The sequence below is a fragment of the Paenibacillus mucilaginosus 3016 genome (genome assembly GCF_000250655.1).
Taxonomy (GTDB): domain Bacteria; phylum Bacillota; class Bacilli; order Paenibacillales; family NBRC-103111; genus Paenibacillus_G; species Paenibacillus_G mucilaginosus.
Map to the genome: position 1 here is coordinate 6,873,002 of NC_016935.1, position 18,119 is coordinate 6,891,120.

Annotated in this window: 14 protein-coding genes and 1 pseudogene; 7 read left to right on the plus strand and 8 right to left on the minus strand. The window is 61.0% G+C overall.

Annotated elements, in window-relative coordinates:
• Positions 1-99: 99 nt before the first annotated feature.
• Positions 100-801: a rhamnogalacturonan acetylesterase gene (locus tag PM3016_RS28355; protein ID WP_014371811.1), complete on the minus strand. Its 702-nt coding sequence runs from the start codon at positions 799-801 to the stop codon at positions 100-102.
• 186 nt (positions 802-987) lie between these two features.
• Between PM3016_RS28355 and PM3016_RS28360 the strand changes: the two are divergent.
• Together PM3016_RS28360 and PM3016_RS28365 are read left to right on the plus strand one after the other, a co-directional pair.
• Positions 988-1,867, plus strand: a pseudogene (locus PM3016_RS28360) (helix-turn-helix transcriptional regulator).
• A gap of 159 nt (positions 1,868-2,026) precedes the next feature.
• A complete protein-coding gene (locus PM3016_RS28365) occupies positions 2,027-2,473 on the plus strand; it encodes a GNAT family N-acetyltransferase (RefSeq protein ID WP_014371813.1) in 447 nt (148 codons plus the stop codon).
• 26 nt (positions 2,474-2,499) lie between these two features.
• On the opposite strand, the gene PM3016_RS28370 is transcribed toward PM3016_RS28365, so the two are convergent.
• Positions 2,500-3,057, minus strand: coding sequence for a DUF1700 domain-containing protein (locus tag PM3016_RS28370; protein ID WP_014371814.1), 558 nt, complete (start codon positions 3,055-3,057; stop codon positions 2,500-2,502).
• A 236-nt stretch (positions 3,058-3,293) separates the two neighbouring features.
• Here PM3016_RS28370 and PM3016_RS28375 point away from each other — a divergent pair, with 236 nt between their 5' ends.
• Together PM3016_RS28375 and PM3016_RS28380 are read left to right on the plus strand one after the other, a co-directional pair.
• On the plus strand, positions 3,294-3,791 hold the full coding sequence (locus tag PM3016_RS28375; RefSeq protein WP_014371815.1) for a regulatory YrvL family protein: 498 nt from the start codon (positions 3,294-3,296) through the stop codon (positions 3,789-3,791).
• 105 nt (positions 3,792-3,896) lie between these two features.
• The gene (locus PM3016_RS28380) at positions 3,897-4,088 is read left to right on the plus strand and encodes a YqaE/Pmp3 family membrane protein (protein ID WP_014371816.1); all 192 of its coding nucleotides are present in this window, start codon (positions 3,897-3,899) and stop codon (positions 4,086-4,088) included.
• 77 nt (positions 4,089-4,165) lie between these two features.
• On the opposite strand, the gene PM3016_RS28385 is transcribed toward PM3016_RS28380, so the two are convergent.
• The 6 genes from PM3016_RS28385 to PM3016_RS41190 all read right to left on the minus strand — a co-directional run bounded on the left by PM3016_RS28385 (position 4,166) and on the right by PM3016_RS41190 (position 10,787).
• Positions 4,166-5,056, minus strand: a complete 891-nt coding sequence (locus PM3016_RS28385; RefSeq protein WP_014371817.1) for an aminoglycoside 6-adenylyltransferase — start codon at positions 5,054-5,056, stop codon at positions 4,166-4,168.
• 35 nt (positions 5,057-5,091) lie between these two features.
• Positions 5,092-5,484, minus strand: coding sequence for an immunity 22 family protein (locus PM3016_RS28390; protein WP_013919867.1), 393 nt, complete (start codon positions 5,482-5,484; stop codon positions 5,092-5,094).
• Between the two features lie 33 nt (positions 5,485-5,517).
• A complete protein-coding gene (locus PM3016_RS28395) occupies positions 5,518-6,489 on the minus strand; it encodes a hypothetical protein (RefSeq protein WP_013919868.1) in 972 nt (323 codons plus the stop codon).
• A 217-nt stretch (positions 6,490-6,706) separates the two neighbouring features.
• Positions 6,707-7,666: a D-2-hydroxyacid dehydrogenase family protein gene (locus PM3016_RS28400; RefSeq protein WP_013919869.1), complete on the minus strand. Its 960-nt coding sequence runs from the start codon at positions 7,664-7,666 to the stop codon at positions 6,707-6,709.
• A gap of 507 nt (positions 7,667-8,173) precedes the next feature.
• Entirely contained in the window at positions 8,174-9,889 is a 1,716-nt protein-coding gene (locus PM3016_RS28405; RefSeq protein ID WP_014371818.1) for an ABC transporter ATP-binding protein, read from the minus strand.
• A gap of 208 nt (positions 9,890-10,097) precedes the next feature.
• Positions 10,098-10,787: a GGDEF domain-containing protein gene (locus PM3016_RS41190; protein WP_337999610.1), complete on the minus strand. Its 690-nt coding sequence runs from the start codon at positions 10,785-10,787 to the stop codon at positions 10,098-10,100.
• A gap of 680 nt (positions 10,788-11,467) precedes the next feature.
• Between PM3016_RS41190 and PM3016_RS28415 the strand changes: the two genes are divergently transcribed.
• The 3 genes from PM3016_RS28415 to PM3016_RS40325 are packed head-to-tail and all read left to right on the plus strand — an operon-like array spanning position 11,468 to position 18,086.
• Positions 11,468-14,251, plus strand: coding sequence for a family 43 glycosylhydrolase (locus PM3016_RS28415; RefSeq protein WP_014371820.1), 2,784 nt, complete (start codon positions 11,468-11,470; stop codon positions 14,249-14,251).
• The gene (locus PM3016_RS41195; RefSeq protein WP_337999611.1) at positions 14,248-17,940 is read left to right on the plus strand and encodes a family 43 glycosylhydrolase; all 3,693 of its coding nucleotides are present in this window, start codon (positions 14,248-14,250) and stop codon (positions 17,938-17,940) included. The genes PM3016_RS28415 and PM3016_RS41195 overlap by 4 nt, the downstream gene beginning before the upstream one ends.
• Entirely contained in the window at positions 17,907-18,086 is a 180-nt protein-coding gene (locus tag PM3016_RS40325; protein ID WP_041619275.1) for a hypothetical protein, read from the plus strand. Before PM3016_RS41195 ends, PM3016_RS40325 begins: the two co-directional genes overlap by 34 nt.
• Positions 18,087-18,119 lie beyond the last annotated feature (33 nt).

An 18,119-nucleotide genomic window follows, 5' to 3' on the forward strand; every position in this document is an offset into this window, starting at 1 on the left:
CGGGAATCCATGGGCCTTCCGCACGCCGCCCGTACCAAGGGCCGCGGTGTCCAAACTGCTTCCGGCTGCCCTAACCGCCCGGCGAGCCTATCTCCCGCCTCAGCCCGCGGCTCCCGCCTTCAGATACCCGGCAAGCGGGCTGCCTGAGGCGGCCAGCGCTTCCGCCACCAGCCCCGCGACCTTCTGCGCGCCGAGCTCATTGAAGTGCGTATCGTCCCGCTCCCCTTCGGGATAGTTCGGATGCTCGCCCGGTTCCAGCCAGACGAACCAAGCCTTGGACGCCTCCGCGCCCAGCTTCCGGTACGCCTCCTGCGTCCGGCTGCACAGATCGAGCAGCGGCACCTCCAGCTTCTCCGCCAGCCGCTGTACCGCAGCAGGGTAGTCCCCGTGGGACGGGACGAGCTCTCCCACCTCATTGAACTTCCGCCGCTCCACAGAAGTGAGCAGCAGCGGGTGCGCCCCTTTGCTCCGCGCCATCTCGATGTACCGGGTCAGATGCTCCTCGTACGTGGAGCCGGGGTCCGTATGGCGTTTCTCGTCCGGCTTCTCGTCGTTATGCCCGAACTGGACCAGGAGGTAATCCCCCTCCCCGATCGAAGAAGCGATCCGGTCGAAATGCCCTTCGGCAATGAAGCTCTTCGAGCTGCGCCCGTTGCGCGCCCGGTTGCTGACCCGCACCTCCTCCGCCAGGTAAGATGCGATCCACTCGCCCCAGCCCGACATCGGCCGCTTGTCCTCCGGATAATTCGCGGCGGTCGAATCGCCGGCTATGTATACCGTGACGCGTCTATCTTCTCTCATCTGTTGCCTGCTCCCCTCATAACCCGGCGTATGCCGGTCTTTAGCTGTGTTTCTATTTTTGATTCCCTAGACTCTTTTCATTGTAGTACAAATATCAGAAAATTAATTTGATCTTTCTGCTCTTTTTCGTTCATTCTTTCATTTATTTGTCGTCTATCCCGAGCGCCATCCAAGGAGGCCGTCCCCGTGAACGATGTCTACTCTCAGAAGTACACCCTGGAGAACGAAGCGTTCGCCATCCAATACATGAACTACAGGGGGTATTTCAAAATGCCCCGCGACCACCTGCACTCCTATTACGAAATTTTTTATCTGCTCGAAGGCGAGCGGGTTTATTTTATTAACGACACGGTCTATACGGCGCAAAAAGGCGATCTCGTCATCGTCAATCCGTACGACCTGCATCATACGTCATCCTCCGACGTGCCGGGCTTTGAGCGGATGCTGATCAATTTTACACCGGAGTTCGCGCTTCCGCTGTTCGCCGGCTCCCCTCTGGAGCTCCTCCCCTTCGCCCAGGGCTCGAAGCTGCTGCGTCTCCCGCTGAAAGAGCAGGCTGCCGCCGAGGGGCTGATCCGGCAGATGTATTCGGAATGCGCCGAAGCCCATCCCGGCTATGAGACCTGCGTCAAAGCCGCGCTGGCGCAGCTGCTCGTCCGCATCTACCGGGAATTCCTGCGGGAGAGCCGCAGCCCGGCGCCGACCGAATATACACATCCTATGCATGAGAAGATCTCGGAAATCGCCGCCTACCTCACCCGTCACTATGCAGAGGAGCTCACCTTGGAGGGCGTCGCCGCGCAGTTCTTCATCAGCCCGTCCTACCTGAGCCGGGTATTCAAAAAAATCACCGGCTATCACTTCCGCGAGTACCTCCTGCAGATCCGGGTCAAGGAGGCGCAGCGCCGGCTCAGGGAAACGCGCGACAAAACGATTTCCATAGCAGAGCAGACGGGCTTCCGGCATATTTCCCACTTCAATACGACCTTCAAAAAAATACGTCGGCCTGCCTCCCCTGCAGTACCGCAAGCAGCAGCAAGAGCTGCACCAGAAGAGACTTCCCTAAGGCGGCAGCCGGTTTTCATCCAGTCTGCAGGGCCATAAAAAAACGGAGCGGGACACCAAAGTGACCCTGCTCCGCTTTTTTTAACTTGACAGATAAACAGAATAAAGATACATAATAATTTATTATTATACAAATTCATTCATTCAGGAGGCTGCACGCATGTCCCTTCTTATCCGCTGCGCCGAACCGCAGGATCTCCTCCCGCTGTCCGGGCTGATGCACGATTATATCGTCGGTTTCTACGGCAATCCCTGGCCTGGGGACGATCGGATTCATAACCTGATCCGCTCCCTGCTGGAGCGGCAGGCCGGCGTTCAGTTCGTGGCCGAAAGAGAGGACGCCCTCATTGGCTTTGCCACCCTGTATTTTACATACAGTACGATGAAGGCGAACCCGATTACCATCATGAACGATTTCTTCCTGCTGGAGCCCTACCGGGGAACCGAGGCGGAAACCCGGCTGTTCACCCACTGCCGCAGCTTCTCGCTCGACAACGGATTCTCTTACATGTCCTGGATCACAGGTACGGGCAACGAACGGGCCCAGCGTTTCTTCGATGAAGCCGGGGCCTTGCGGGGCAGCTGGGTGAACTACTCCATTATCTGAACGGCCAGGACACCGCCGCCGCATGCTTAACAGGATTGGCCCGGCTGTACCCTGCGGTAGCTTGCCGAGAGGAACGCCAGATACTTCTTGAGCACCCCTCCGCTGACATACCCGATCCACCCGGTTACGACGCCTCCGATCAGGGTGGCCGCCATGCTGTACTCCGCGGGAATGGCAAGCCCCGGCCCCAGGTTCAGCGGAATCCAGGGAACACCGAAGGTGCGGAGCAGGCCCGCTGCAAAAATGAGGATGGAACTGATCCCAAAGCCGTACGCCAGGGCAGCCAGGAACGGAACGACAATCGCCGTGAGCAGGCCCGTTGTGCAGCAGAACCCGATGAGACGCAGGACGCCCTTGAAGGATCGGGCCCCTCTTTTCGACTCCCTGGCCTGCCCCCGGTATTCCTCGGCTATGACCTTCGGATCTCCAAGCCGGATGAGGGCGGCTTGCTCTGTCAGCCCGCTTCGTACCGCGTGGTCAATCTGTCTATCCGCCTTCCGTACCGCCTCCGAGCGCTCGCCCTCCGGCAGGCCGCTCAGATGCAGGGAGATTAATGATAAGAATTGTTTTCTTTCCGGACTCATGGCCTTTCACCTCTGTTACAATATCCAACTCTTTTCCACTCCCCTATCATACTATAGAAAGAAAACCAAATAAAGGAAACCTGCCCCTCCCCTAGCTTTACTCATTCACGATTGCGAACAACTTTAACTTGCAACTTATATTTAATTTTACTATATTTGTAATTTAATCTAAGACTATTTATACTTAATGTATCGTCCTTACTTCATCAGCCGCGCTAACCAAGGAGGGATTGTCCTTGTCCGATTCCGGTCAGACCTCCGGAACTCCCCCGGAAGAGCCCATGTCGTTCAAAGAGAAGACGCTGGCCGTTTCTGCCTTCGCCCTGTTTCTTGTCTTTGTGCTGATCTTTGTGCTTGCCGCCGTATTCTTCCTGTTTACCGGTACGTTTCATCTTCTCGGCATTGAGTATGATTCCTGGCGGTCGGTCTTCGTTTTTATCGGTGCAGGCTTTGTGGCGGATCTCGCGCTGGGGTTTCTCCTCCTGTTTCCCAAGGTGCTCTGTACCCTGTATTTCGCGAGGAGCCCGCGGTGGCAGCTGTTCCTTTTCCTCCTGCTGCTCCAATTCACCTTTGATCTCATCTCCGTGCATTATATCGACGAGTGGATGGATGGAGTGTCGATCGGCAGCGGAGCGGAAGCCGCCTTTGTTCTGATCATGCTGGCCCTAGACAAGCTGCTCCCGGACAGGAAGAAGGAGAAGTGGGCTCAGGGGCCTCCCCAGGGCATGAGCTGACAGCCGGAAGGCAGCAGGAGAGCGCCCGCGCCCTTTTCCAGGATGCGGCTGAAACGTCTCTCCCTCGCGGCACGTAGAGTCGTGTATCAACGAAGCGAGGTGTTCATGATGTATCTGCTTGCCATTCTGCTGCCGCCCGTCGCCGTCCTTCTCTCCGGCAAACCGTTCCAAGCGTTCCTGAATCTCATTCTTACGCTCTGTTTTTGGCTGCCGGGCGCGATTCATGCCTGTATGGTCGTTCACGAGAAAAAGCAGGACCGCCGCATGGAGCGCCTGCAGCGGGGCTTATATAAGTAAGGGGGCCCCACGCCCGATTGACCCGAACAAGAAAAGGCCGGCTGCAGCGCAGTCCGGCCCTTTCTTGTTCCTCCCGCTTACCCGTCCGCTTCTCCATACAGCTCCACTGCATCCTCCGGCAGCGCTCTGACATAGTGGAGATGGGCCGTCACCCTTCGGTCATCCTCCTCCGGATAGGCATAGCCGAAATGCGAAGCCACGTCCTGCGCCGTCTCCCGGAACAGCCCGCCCATCGCGAACAGCGCCTCCCAGATCCGTTCGTAATCCCCGTCCGCGTAGGTCCCGACATAGGCCTCCCACAGCTTCGGCGCGAGATGCTTCTCGAGATGCTTGCCGGCCTTGCCGGTTGCAGCCGTGAATCCGCTGTGGATACCGACATGCCACTCCAGCATGCGCACGAGCATGCTCCGGACCGGCCCTTCCATCATCGTCTTGGCGTAAGGAAGCTCGCGGCGCCAGAGTCCTTTGGCGACGTACGTGCTTACCCACCAGAATTCATTGCAGCAGGCGGCGAAGGACTGCGGGGCCGGCGGCTGCGTCAGATAATCCCGGTCACTGGGCGGCGGATACGGTTCCAAGGTCCCGGCCTTATCGAGCAGCAGAACGCTCAGGCTGTCCCCCGGCAGCTTGTCCCTCCGCTCATAAGGGATCAAAGTCAGGTCGATCCGGTTCCCGTCGGCGAACTGCATCAGAAACGCAAAACGGCTGTATTCCCCTGTCACATCGGGCTCCGTCTCCATCTCGTCGGGTGTCTGCATGATCATCATCCCGCCAAAGCGCCGGATCCATGACCGGTCCCGGACGAACGGGCCGACCTGCCTGACGAAGAACACAATGTCATAATCCTGAAAAGGATCGCGGCGTGCCTTCGGATTAACCCGTGAGCCGTTCATGATCACGGCCCGGATGCCCTCCTCCTCGTTCGCGAAGCTGAGGATGGTGTCCATCATTTCCCGTTCGCTGCGCATGTTCAGGCCCCCTCATCTTATTCGGTTGGTTCGGTTCAATCGTATGCTGCCTGGCCGATATACTCGAGCTCGCCTGCCGCCGTCCCGCTTCGCAAGTGCTCCGCATCATACGCCAGGTTGTACACGAGGATTACTGTATTGAACGAGCGGCTCAAGGGCCCGATCTCCTCCATGAAAGCCGGAATGATCTCCTCGTCGTAAGAATGCCCTTGAAGCAGGCTCTCCCAATCGGCAGCCGGCGTTTCCTTGAAATTCAGCTCGATGAAGTCCGGATCGTACCGGAACGCAAAGTCTCGCTCAAACGGGGAAGGCACATAGTCCCCGTCTTCCGTATAGCTTCCTTCGACATAGGCCTTCGCCGCCTCCTCCGAGCTCCATGAGCCCAGCCAGAGGGAAACGCGGCTCCCGTCCGTCAGGTCCTTGTCCATGCTCTTCGTCCTCCTTTGTCCACTGAGATGCCATCACGGGTCCACTCCCGCCGAACCCACATCCTGGATCTCCCTGGGGGCTTCAGCGGCAAACGCACCGTCCTTCCACCTCCGGATGACCTCCATATAGGCCCCCCTCGTCTGATCATAATAAATGTTCCGGAAGGCCAGCTTCCCCGTCCTGCGGTACCGGATCGATTCCCGGTGGTCCGCCGAGTAAATCTCCTTCGCCAATACCTGGAAGCCCTCCGGGCCAATGGTCAGCAGCACATAGAAATTCCCATTGCTCCCGCCCCATTGGCCGACCGTGAAGTCGGGCCGCCCGTCGTCATTGTAATCGTCAAAGAGCAGCCGGAACGGCTCCCCCTTGCGGAAGATCATCTCCCCGCCGCCAAAAGCCCCGTTCAGAGGAAACCGGCTGAGCTCCCGGCCATCGGATGTCTCCGCCACCGCCTCGAAGGTGCCGTGAAGGTGCGTCCCCTCGAAGGCGCCCGGGTTCGGGTCTGTCCGCTCCTCGCCTTCCGTCATCCGGATGCGGACCGTGTCCGTCCGGCCGTCCCCATCCGCATCCGCCTTCCCTTCGCCGACGACCGTGCCGGCGGCAATCCCGGGAGCTGCGGGTTCTAGCAGCGGAAGGGCTTCATGTCCGGCAGCTGCGGGCTCCGACGAAAGGGCCTCTTGGCCTGGAACAGCAGTCTCCGGCGGCACGGCCTCTTGGCTCGGGCCAGCAGGTTCCGACGGACCGGCTTCCCCTCCCGTCTCCCGGGTCGGGCGGCCCCCGGCGGTGTCGAGGACCACCGTCTGCCCCTCCGCAATCTGCGTGATTACCAACCCCGGCTTGGAGGCGGGTCCCCCGTCATGTTCCGGGGAATGGGCCTCCGTCCCCAGGGCCGGTGAAGCGGAGCCTGGGGTCGGGGCAAGCTCCTCACGAGCGCTCCCCAGCAGGGAGAGCCCGGCCGCAGCGGCAATGCCCCCGACTAGCACGATAATCCAGGTTCGATGCACGGTGTTCTCTCCATTCCAGTCAGAAGTGCTTACCGAGTCAGACGGCGCCATACAGTAAAAAGTTGCTGATTGTCCCCGAAGCATTCTTTGCACACCGGGCTGGGCTGTCACGAAATGCCCTCAGCTGCCGAAACAACCCGGAAGCCGAAGCTGCCGGGCTGTGAGTCCCTGCCATATGGATTACGTGTCCGCGCGGGGTACCCTCGTGCCCCCTCGCTCAGTTCAGCTTGCGGACCGGCTCCCCGGCCAAAAACGCTCGGATATCCTCCACGGCATCCCCGTAGAAGGTGCGGTAGTTCCGCTCGGTCACATATCCGAGATGCGGGGTGGTCAGCACATTCGGCAGCGTCCGGAACACGTCGTCCGCCGGGAGCGGCTCCCGGTCGTACACGTCAACCCCCGCGCCGGCAATCCAGCCCTCCTGCAGCGCTTCGACCAGGGCCTCCCGGTCGACGATCGGTGCGCGGGAGGTATTGATGAGATAAGCGGTGGGCCGCATCCGCTTCAGCTCCTCCCTGCCGAGCAGCCCTCGCGAACGGTCGCCGAGCACGAGGTGGACCGAGACGAAGTCGCTGCTCTCGAGCAGCTCTTCCTTCGAGGCGGCAAGCTGCACGCCGACCTCTGCGGCCCGCTCCGCCGTGAGGTTCGGGCTCCAGGCTGCGACCTCCATGCCGAAGGCCAGGCCGACGCGGGCCACGCGGGAACCCACGGTGCCAAGGCCCAGCAGGCCGAGCCGCTTGCCGTACAGGTCGATGCCGAGCGTGCTCTGCCAGGGCCCGTTCGACCGCAGGGCCTGATGCTCCGGCACCAGGCGGCGGGCCAGCCCGAGGATGAGCGCCCAGGTCAGCTCCGGCGTCGGCTCCGGGTTGCCCCGGGTTCCGCAGACGGCGACCCCTTGCCCAGCCGCGGCCGCCAGATCGACCGAGGCGTTGCGCATGCCCGTCGTCACGAGCAGCTTCAGCCGGGGCAGCCGCCCGAGAAGCGAAGCGCGAAACGGCGTCCGTTCCCGCATGATCACGATAATCTCGAAGCGCTCAAGGGCGGCCGCGAGCTTGTCCTCATCGTCCTCGTGTTCATGGAAGAATTCCACCTCCACCCGGTCCTCCAGGGAAGACCAGTCCGCAAGCGAGGCTGCAGCCCGCTGGTAATCATCCAATACAGCGCAGCGAAGTTTCATAGTGAGGCACCCTCCCCATCAGATCCAATGCATGCCATTACCAACCCTTACCTGTGAAGGGTTCGCCGGATGGCCGGCTTTTTCCTTCCGTGCATGGAATAGAGGGCTCTTTCTGTTTCCTTGGCAGGTTCACAACCTTGTAATCCGGCAAGCTCAGCTTCCTCCCGCTCCGTGTTCGTTCCCATGCAGGCTGCAGGATCAACCGATTCCGGCGGCCTGCCTAAATAGCGGAACGGAGATATCTTATTTCGATTTTTCCTGCCCTGCTCAGGGGAATAACGGAACTCAGGTATCTTATAGTTACCGATTGTACTGCAAAATCCTGATTTCGCCTGAAATAGCGAACCTCAGTTCCGCTATCTCCTGAATAGGTCCTTCGAGCGGCAGAATAGCGAACCTCAGTTCCGCTATTCGCTTCCCTCACCCATCGGCACGCGAACACCAAACAAGCCCGCCTTTCCCTCCAAAGGAAAAGCGGGCTTGTTCTATACACACAGGGCCGCGTCCTTACGTGCCGAACTGCGCCTGATGCAGCCGGCTGTACATGCCGCCGGCGGCGACGAGCTCCTGGTGCGCGCCCTCTTCGGCGACGCCGTCCTCCGTAACGACGATGATCCGGTCGGCGTTCTTGATCGTCGCGAGCCGGTGGGCGATGACGAGCGTGGTGCGGCCGGCCGACAGCTCGGCGAGCGACTGCTGGATCGCCAGCTCCGTAGCCGTGTCGAGCGCGGAAGTCGCCTCGTCGAGGATGAGGATCGGCGGGTTCTTGAGGAACATGCGCGCGATGGCCAGGCGCTGTTTCTGCCCGCCGGAGAGCTTCACGCCGCGCTCGCCGATCTGCGTCTGCATGCCGTCCGGCTGCTTGCGGATGAACTCCTCGAGCTGGGCCCGACGCGCGGCTTCCCAGATCTCTTCGTCGCCGGCGTCCAGCTTGCCGTAGGCGATGTTCTGGCGGATCGTGCCCTCGAAGAGGTACACCTCCTGCTGCACGATGCCGATCTGGCTGCGCAGCGACTGCAGGGTCATGCGGCGGATATCCATGCCGTCGATGGTGATGCTGCCCTCGCTGCACTCGTAGAAGCGCGGCAGCAGGGAGCAGATCGTCGTCTTGCCCGCGCCAGAAGGACCGACGAACGCGACCGTTTCCCCGGCCCGGATGGACAGGTTCAGTCCCTTGAGGATCTGCTTGCTTCCGTCATAGCCGAAGGACACCGAGCGGAAAACGATGTCCCCGTTCAGCGGACCGGCAGCCACCGCATCCGGCGCGTCGGCCACATCCGGCTCGGTGTCGAGGATGGCGCAGTAGCGTTTGAACCCGGCAATGCCCTTCGGGTAGCTCTCAATGACGGCATTGATCTTCTCGATCGGCCGGAAGAATACGTTCGAGAGCAGCAGGAACCCTACGAATTCCCCGTAGGACAGCTCCCCCCGGATGACGAACCAGGTGCCGGCGATCATGACGAACACGGAGACGAGCCGCATCATCATATAGGTGATCGACATGCTCTTGGCCATGAGCTTGTAGGCCAGGAGCTTCGTCAGCCGGTACTGCTGGTTGTTGACCTTGAAGAGCTCCTTCTCGTACTCTTCGTTCGCGAACGCCTGAACGACGCGGATGCCGCCTATATTGTTCTCGACGCGCGTGTTGAATTCACCCACATCGCCGAACAGCCGCTCGTAGGTACGCGTCATCCGCGAGCTGAAGTGAAGGGCGAACCAGGCCATCAGCGGAATGATCACGAACGTCAGCACGGCCAGCTTCCAGTTGATCGTCAGCATAAGACCGAAGGCGCCGAGAAGCGTCATCACCGCAATGAAAATATCCTCCGGACCATGGTGCGCAATCTCCCCGATCTCATTCAGGTCATTCGTGATCCGCGTCATGAGATGCCCGGTCTTATTGTTATCGAAGAAGCGGAATGAGAGCTTCTGGATATGATCGAAGAGCTTTCGGCGCATATCCGTCTCAATGTTGATCCCGAGCATATGGCCCCAATAGGTGACCACATACTGCAGCGCGGTATTCAGGACATAGATGAAGAGCAGTGCGGCGCACGCCCACAGGATGAGCGGCCAGTTCTGGCCCGGCAGCAGCTTGTCCACGAACTGGTTGACGGCCAGCGGAAAGCCCAGCTCAAGCAGGCCCGCCACGACCGCGCAGCCGAAATCGAGCAGGAACAGCCCCCGGTAAGGCCGGTAGTAGGAGAAAAAACGGCGAAGCAAGGCATATCCCTCTTTTCCACGTGTGTTGTATGCACTTCCCATCTTCCTTCATCCTACCTTCTCGAGGCGCTATTTGGCAATGCGCCCCTTGCCCGCGGCGGGCGGATTTTTCTATTTTAATGAAAAAAGGTACACGAAAAAACGGGCCCCCGCCGATCCGGAAAGCCCGCTGGCTTTTCTATACTTGTTTTCTGCACACCGTCAACCGTCAAACCGAATACAGCCGGTCCCTTCCGTCCCGCTTCGCCTTGTAGAGCTGCTCATCCGCCGCCGCATACAGCTCCCCGGGTTCGGCGTACGCTCCGGAGTAAGCGGCAAGCCCGGCCGAGACCGTCAGCTTCAGGGGACCCTTCTCGTGCCCTTCGAGGAACACATGCGCCCGGACCAGCTCATGGAACCGTTTGGAGGCTTCGAGCGCCTGCTCCCTGTTGACATTGGCGAACATGACCGAAAATTCCTCACCGCCGTTGCGCGTGATAATCTCCGTACCCCTGAAGTTGTCCCGGAGCAGGCCCGCATATTCGACCAGCACCTGGTCTCCGGCCGGATGACCGAGCGTATCGTTGATCTTTTTAAAAAATCGATATCCGTCACGAGCAGGCTCAGCCCGATCTTCCCCCGCTGCGCGGCACTGAAGAGCTTCGGGAACACTTCCTGGAAGAAGCGGACGTTGGAGATGCCCGTCAGACCGTCCGTCAGCGCGTAACGCTCGAGCTGCTTCTGGGTAACATGGGCCTGGTGCATATAGGAGACAAAATAATAGATCAGAGCCCCGCAGCCCAGCTCGATCGCCATCCGGTACACCGCAAAGGAAGTAGAAGCGGAATTCGGCGTCAGGAAATGCAGCAGTACATAAAAAACAAAATTCAAGAGCAGCCAGATCTGCCAGCGCCGCCACTTCAGGAAGCGGAAGGCCAGCACCACCACAGCCACGGTCACCCAGATGAAGACCAGGAACCCCGGCATGAAAGGACGCCCTTCCGGATCGATAAGCCGGACCGCCAGCCCGATCAGGTCCGGAAAGCAGCCCGCAATGAATGCGGCGATGCCTCCGCCGAAGACGGCCGCCGTAATGAAGGTCGCGCCGCCAATGATGATCGGCTCCCGGTATCCTTCGATAAAGATAGGAAAGCTGCGGTATAAAAACTGGGCCAGCCCGAAGCCGACGCCCAGGATGATATGCCGGACGGTCTCCGAACGGACGTACACTTTATACCGGAAATACAGCTGAAAAAAGACGAACATCGTCAAAAAGTTCATGGATAGATTCAAAAACACGTCCTGCGGCATTCCTCGGTCACCACCAGTAGAAGCATCTATGTTGTACAGCATTATTCGACATTTTTCAACAAAATCCTCCCGCTTTTTCTCCCCTTCTCATCTTTTTACTTTCCTTAGCTTGCCCAGCCCCCCAAAAATTTCAAACCTTTCCCTTAAAATAATCCACTAACCGGAACGGGACGGGGGTCAGTCCATAAATTCCGCAACAAACCCGAATGATTTTATATACAAATCTAAAAGAAAGCGTTTTATAATTGGATGATGTTAAAGTAAACCACTTACTGAAGGAGGCTGCGTATGAAAAAATGGGCGTCCACGCTTGTGCTCGCCGTGCTGCTATCGTCTGCCGGCACGCCTGCCGCCTATGCGGACAACCCGGTCATCAAGGACGTGTTCACCGGCGATCCGGCGGCATTCGTGCATGGCGACAAGGTTTATCTCTACACCGGACATGACGAAGCGGCTCCGAACGGCAATTTTTTTGTGATGAAAGACTGGCTGATCTTCTCTTCCTCCGACCTCGTCAACTGGACCAGGGAAGGCTCGCTTGACCTGAGCACCTTCGCCTGGGCCCAGCCGAACTCCGCCTGGGCCAGCCAGCTCACCGAGAGGGACGGCACCTTCTACTGGTACGTGACCGTGCTCAATCAGGACGGCACCGGCTACTCCATCGGTGTAGCCACCTCGGACAACCCGATATCCGGCTTCAAGGATGCGCTCGGCAAGCCGCTCGTAAGCAGCCCCATGACCCAGGCTCCCGAGAGCATGGGCACCGCACCGTGGGACGATATCGACCCCAGCGTGTTCATCGACGATGACGGGCAGGCGTATCTCTACTGGGGGAACACCCACTGTTACTATGCCAAGCTCAAGCCGAATATGACCGAGCTGGACGGCGAGATTCACCGGGTGACCATTAACAACATGGAAGGCACCTACACCGAAGCGCCCTGGATCCATAAGCACAACGGCACTTATTATCTGTCCTTCGCCCACAATTACCCCGAAGAGCTCGCCTATGCAACAAGCAGTTCTCCTGCCGGTCCCTGGGAGTATCAAGGCCTCCTGCTCGATGCGCTGACGAAGGACGGCAGCGACCCGGCGGCCAGCAATACGAGCCACCAGTCCATCATTGAATTCAAGGGCAAGTCGTATCTCGTGTACCACAACAGCGCCCTGCCTACAGGCGGGCAGTACCGGCGTTCGGTCGCCATCGACCGTCTCCACTACAATGAAGACGGTACGATCCGCAAGGTGATTCCGACCTCTACAGGCCTCGATGGCACGGCCCACAAGCTTCAGTCTTACACTAACCCGGCCAAGTACGTCAGGCACCTTGACGGCGATGTCCGGCTCGATCCGGTCGACAGCTCCGTCTTCGACTCCAAATGGCACATCGTTCCCGGCCTTGCCGATTCGGGCGCCGGGTATGTCTCGCTGCAGTCCGTGGACCGGCCGGGCTATTACCTGCGTTACAGCGGCTCCGATGCATCGCTCGGCAAGCATGACGGCACGCCGGCCTTCGCCGAAAGCGCCACCTTCAAGGTGAATCCGGGGCTTGCGAATGCCTCGCTGTCATCCTTCGAGGCCTACAGCCAGCCAGGGCATTACCTGCGCCACGCCGGCTCCCAGCTGAAGGTAGAGGCTGTGAGCGGCGAGGCGGCCGAAGCGGATGCCACCTTCCGCACGGCGGAAGCGGATGTCCGCGGGCTCACGCTCGACCAGCAGTCGCTTCTGCTCCAGAAGGGCACCCAGACGGTGCTGACGGCCTCCGTGCAGCCCGCTTCCGCACTGAATCCGAAGGTGATCTTCACCTCCAGCGATCCGAATGTCGCTGCCGTCGGCGCACCGAACGTCCATCCGGAGAACGGAACGATGACGGTCACGGTACAGGCCAAATCGCCGGGGACCGCGACCCTCACGGCACGGACCGAGGAAGGCCAGTATACGTCGTCCGCGGATGTCACGGTGGAAGCCGCCGGGACGGCCGGAGCCATCACGAACGTGAAGATCGGCGTAAGCGCCGAAGCGAAGAAAGTGACGATCGAAGGGCAGTCGACTTACGGGGCGGGCAATGAGATTGCCGTCCGTGTCCGCAAGCCCGACGGGACGGTCGACTTCCTCGACCAGACGACGAGCGGCGACGGCGGCAGCTTCACGTTCGGCATTCCCCTCGCAAACCCGGTGAAGGGCGAATACCAGGTCAGCCTCGGGGCTGCCGATGTGTCCGAGCCCTTTACGGCGAAGTTCGAGTACACGCCGGCGGCCGCGGGCGGAAATCCAGGCGGCGGCCATTCCGGCAGCGATTCGGGCGGTGGATCCGACAGCGGCAGCGGGAACAGCAGTGACGACGATGATGACGACAACGGTTCCGGCAGCGGCACGGTCGGCAATTCTGCTCCGGCAGCCGGAAGCGGTACGGCAAGCCCCGGACAGAGCGGCGGCTCCGCCCATGGCGGCAGTCATGCCTCCGGCCCGAAGCCCGGCTCCGCCAAGCCAGCCGCTCCCGTCTTCCGCGATGTCCAGGAAGGCTACTCCTGGGCTCAGGAAGCCATTGAAGCCCTGGCCGCCCAAGGGATCATCCAAGGCACCTCCGAGTCCACCTTCGAGCCCGGCCGACCGGTTTCCCGTGCGGATTTCATCACGCTGCTCGTGAGGGCTTTCGGGCTGAAAGGAACCCTACAGGGGGGCAGCTTCGCGGACGTACAGCCGGGCGACTACTACTATGAAGCGGTCAGTCTGGCCAGGTCGCTGGGCCTCGCGGACGGCGTCGACGGCAGCCGCTTCGATCCGCAGGCCGAGATCTCGCGCCAGGACATGATGGTCCTGATCGCCCGCGCCCTGAAGCTGACGAACAAAGCGGAGCTGGGCGGAAGCCCGGACGGCTTGAAGGCATTCGCTGACGCGGCTGACGTCGCGGACTATGCTGCCGAGAGCACGGCGGCCCTGATCCAGGCCGGCGTCATCCAAGGTGACGGCGGCGCACTCCACCCGCGCAGCAGCGCCACGCGGGCCGAGACGGCCGTCATGCTGCACCGGATCTGGAATACATTTCTGAAAGAAGGGGGACCGTCCCAATGAGACTCGCCAAACCAATCGTCTCATGCATTACGGCGCTCACGCTGCTGGCCGCCCCGTTCACTTCCCTGCCGCTTCAGAGGGTATCCGCCGCGTCCGTGGACGACGGGCTGCTGCTCCGCTATGCCTTCGACGACGGGACGGATTCCCGGACAGCTGCGGACAGCTCGGGCGGAGGACATACCGGCGAACTCGTCGGTGATGCGACGATCACCGACACGGACAAAGGCGGAGCCGTCGATCTCAGCGGCTCCGGGGCTTACGTCCGGATGCCGGCCGGCATTCTGGACGGGTTGACCGACCTTACCGTCTCCGCTTGGGTATACATGGATACGGCCAAGCCCTGGGCCTCCCTGTACAGCTTCGGCAACTACAGGGACAGCACGAACGAAGCGTTCTCCGGGCTGAACTTCGCCCCGGTGAACGACGCATCGAAGAGCTCTCTGGAGCTGTTCAAGACAGGCTTCGGCAGCAACCAGTTCCTGAACCTGGACCCCGTACCGGCCAAGTCGTGGAAGCACGTCACGACCGTCATCTCGGGCACCCGGAAGACGAACTCCCTCTACGTGGACGGCGTGCTCCAAGGCACGCTGACCGGGATGAACGCGCTGCCCGGAGATATCGCAAGCACGTATAACTACATCGGCTATGCCCAGTTTCCTTGGGAACAGGGAACCGGCAAGGGCCTGGACGGCAGGGTCGCGGACTTCCGCCTCTACGGCCGCGCGCTCGGCTGGCAGGAGATCCGGACACTGGCCGGAGCACAGGCGGATGTCGTATCCGTGGAAACGGCCGAGGTCAGCACCACCGCGGGAGTCGCCCCTGCTCTTCCATCGACGGTGAACCTGAGGTTCGGCGATGGAAGCACCGAGCCGGCAGCCGTTACGTGGGACAGCATCCCTGCCGGGGCCTATGCCGCCGAAGGCAAGTTCACGGTGAACGGCACCGCAGAGGGCTCCCCGCTTCCGGCGGCGGCTAACGTAACGGTACTGGCTGAGCTGCAGATCGTCTCGGCCGAGCCCGTCGAGGCCATTACGGCTGCAGGCTCCGCGCCATCCCTCCCTTCCGTGGTCACCGCCGTCTATAACAACGGCACGAAATCCGAGGTGCCTGTTACGTGGGCGGAGATCGACCCGTCCCTGTATGCGGAGCCGGGCAGCCGGTTCACGGTGAAGGGCAGCATCGCCGGTACGGCTGCCCAGGCCGAAGCGGTGGTTACGGTGTCCGGCGGCATCCCGGAAGGACTGGTCACCTGGTACAGGTTCGATGCGCTGAACGGCACGACGGTCCCGGATGCCTCGGGTCATGGACGGAATGCGACCGCCGTGAACGGCCCGCTCCTCATGAACGTGAAAGAGAAGACGGCCATCGACTTCGACAACACGAAGAAGCAGTATGTGCAGCTTCCGGCCGGGATCATGAGCTCGCTGGATGATTTTACACTGGCGACCTGGATCTACATTGACTCCAAGACCGGCGACTGGACGCGGATCTTCGACTTCGGCACCGGCGTCAGCGCCGGGAAGATGTTCCTTACGACGAACCTCCGCTATGACATGGAGGGCAGCATCGCCGACGCGACGCCAAGCGCTCCGAAGGTCGAGCAGTGGACTCACGTGGCCGTGACCAAATCGGGCACCGTCTATACGATCTACGTCAACGGCAAGCAGGCGGCAGTCGGCACCTCCACCAAGAAGCCGTCGGATTACGGCGAGACGGCCTACAACTATATCGCCAAATCGAACTGGACCGCCGACCCTTACCTGGACGGCAAGCTGAGGGATTTCCGGATCTACAGCAAGGCCCTCCCGCAGCAGGAAGTGGCAGGGATCGTCACCAGCTCCTACTCCGACCGGGAAGCGGTCGCTGCAGCGAAGGAAGTCCTGACGCTCGGCGATACGACCCAGGTCGTCTCCGACCTGGAGCTGCCGCTTCAGGGAGGAAACGGCGTCAGCATCACCTGGACCTCCGACAAGCCTGCGGTCGTCCCTTCCACCGGCAAAGTCACGCGGCCGGCCAAGGAAGAGCAGGATGCGGCCGTTACCCTGACGGCCGAGCTGAGCCGCGGGGAGTACAAGGAAACCCGGGCCTTCCAGGTTACCGTCCTCGCGGACAGCATTGTCTCGGTCGATGAGGTCCGGGTCACGACCGGCAGGGACTTCCCTCCGGCCCTGCCGGACAACGTCACGGTCCGCCATTATGACGGCCATACGGCCGAAGTCCCGGTTACGTGGGAGCGGCTCCCGCTCGAGAAGCTGTCCGCTCCCGGCACGTTCACACTGAACGGGACCGTCTTCAGCACGGCACTTCCTGCCGCGGCGCAGATCAGCGTGGCGGAGCTTGTGAGCATCGATGAGGTGAAGGCAGAGACCGCGGCCGGACAGGCGCCGGAGCTCCCGGATACGGTGAACGCCCGGTACAGCGACGGCACGGTCAAGGCGCTTCCGGTCACGTGGTCCGAAGTGCCGGTCTCCGCTTATGACAAGCCCGGCACCTTCGCCGTGCAGGGCTCGGCTGCCACGGAATCCTACGACAACCCGCTGATCGAGCGGCGGGCCGATCCGCACATCATGAAGCACACGGACGGCTACTACTATTTCACCGCCTCCGTACCGGAGTATGACCGCATTATCCTGCGCCGCGCGAAATCCATTCAGGGCCTCGCCGAAGCGGAGGAAGTCACCGTCTGGCAGAAGCATGCGTCCGGCGAGATGGGCGCGCATATCTGGGCGCCTGAGATTCACTTCATCGACGGGAAGTGGTACATCTACTTCGCCGCGGGTACGAAGGAAGACATCTGGAAGATCCGTCCGTATGTACTGGAATCCTCGGATGCGAACCCGCTCACCGGAATGTGGACCGAGAAAGGCATGATCGGCAAGCCGGCGGGCAATACTGCCTCCTTCTCCGACTTCTCGCTCGATACCACGACCTTCGAGCATAACGGACAGCGCTACCTGGTCTGGGCCCAGAAGGAGAACGGCCCTTCCAACCTGTACATCGCGCCGATGAGCAATCCGTGGACGATCTCGGGCGATCAGGTGCTGATCTCCACCCCGGATTATGCCTGGGAGCGCCAGACCTACTGGGTGAATGAGGCACCGAGCGTGCTCAAGCGGGGCGGCCAAATCTTCATCTCCTTCTCGGCCAGCGCCACCGACCACAGCTATGCGCTGGGGCTGCTGACGGCATCCGACACGGCGGATCTCCTTGATCCGAAATCCTGGACGAAATCGCCGGAGCCTGTACTGGTAAGCAGCGAAGAAGCGGGCCAATACGGTCCCGGCCATAACTCCTTCACAGTCGCGGAGGACGGGACGACGGATCTGCTCGTCTACCACGCCCGCCCGTACAAGAAGATCGAAGGCGATCCGCTCTACGATCCGAACCGCCACACGCGCGTGAAGCGGCTGACCTGGAACGCCGACGGCACGCCGAACTTCGGCCCGCTCGTCTCCGGCAGGCAGCCGGGTCCGGCCGCTGCCGTCACGGCAGCGGTGACGGTTACGCGGGACGCCGCCTACACGGCGGAGACCGTGTTCAGCTCCGAACGCCCCGGCACGGGCGGGAAGCTGGAGGCGGCTGTGACGCTCACGAACCGCAAGCAGGCCGCCGGGCAGCTCGTGGTGGTGATGGTGCGTACGACAGCACGGGCGCGATGGCCGAGTCCCGGTACGTCACCGTGGATATGACCGGCAAAGCGCAGGAGACCGCGAAGCTCAGCCTGACGTTCCCGGCCGCTGCGGCGGGACACAAGGTGAAGGTGTTCGTCTGGGAGGGCGGCAGTCCCGACGGCTCCAACCTGAAGCCTGCCGCACCACCGGCTGTCTTCGAGTAGGCCAGAACCGCAGCGTTTGGACCCTCTTCAAGG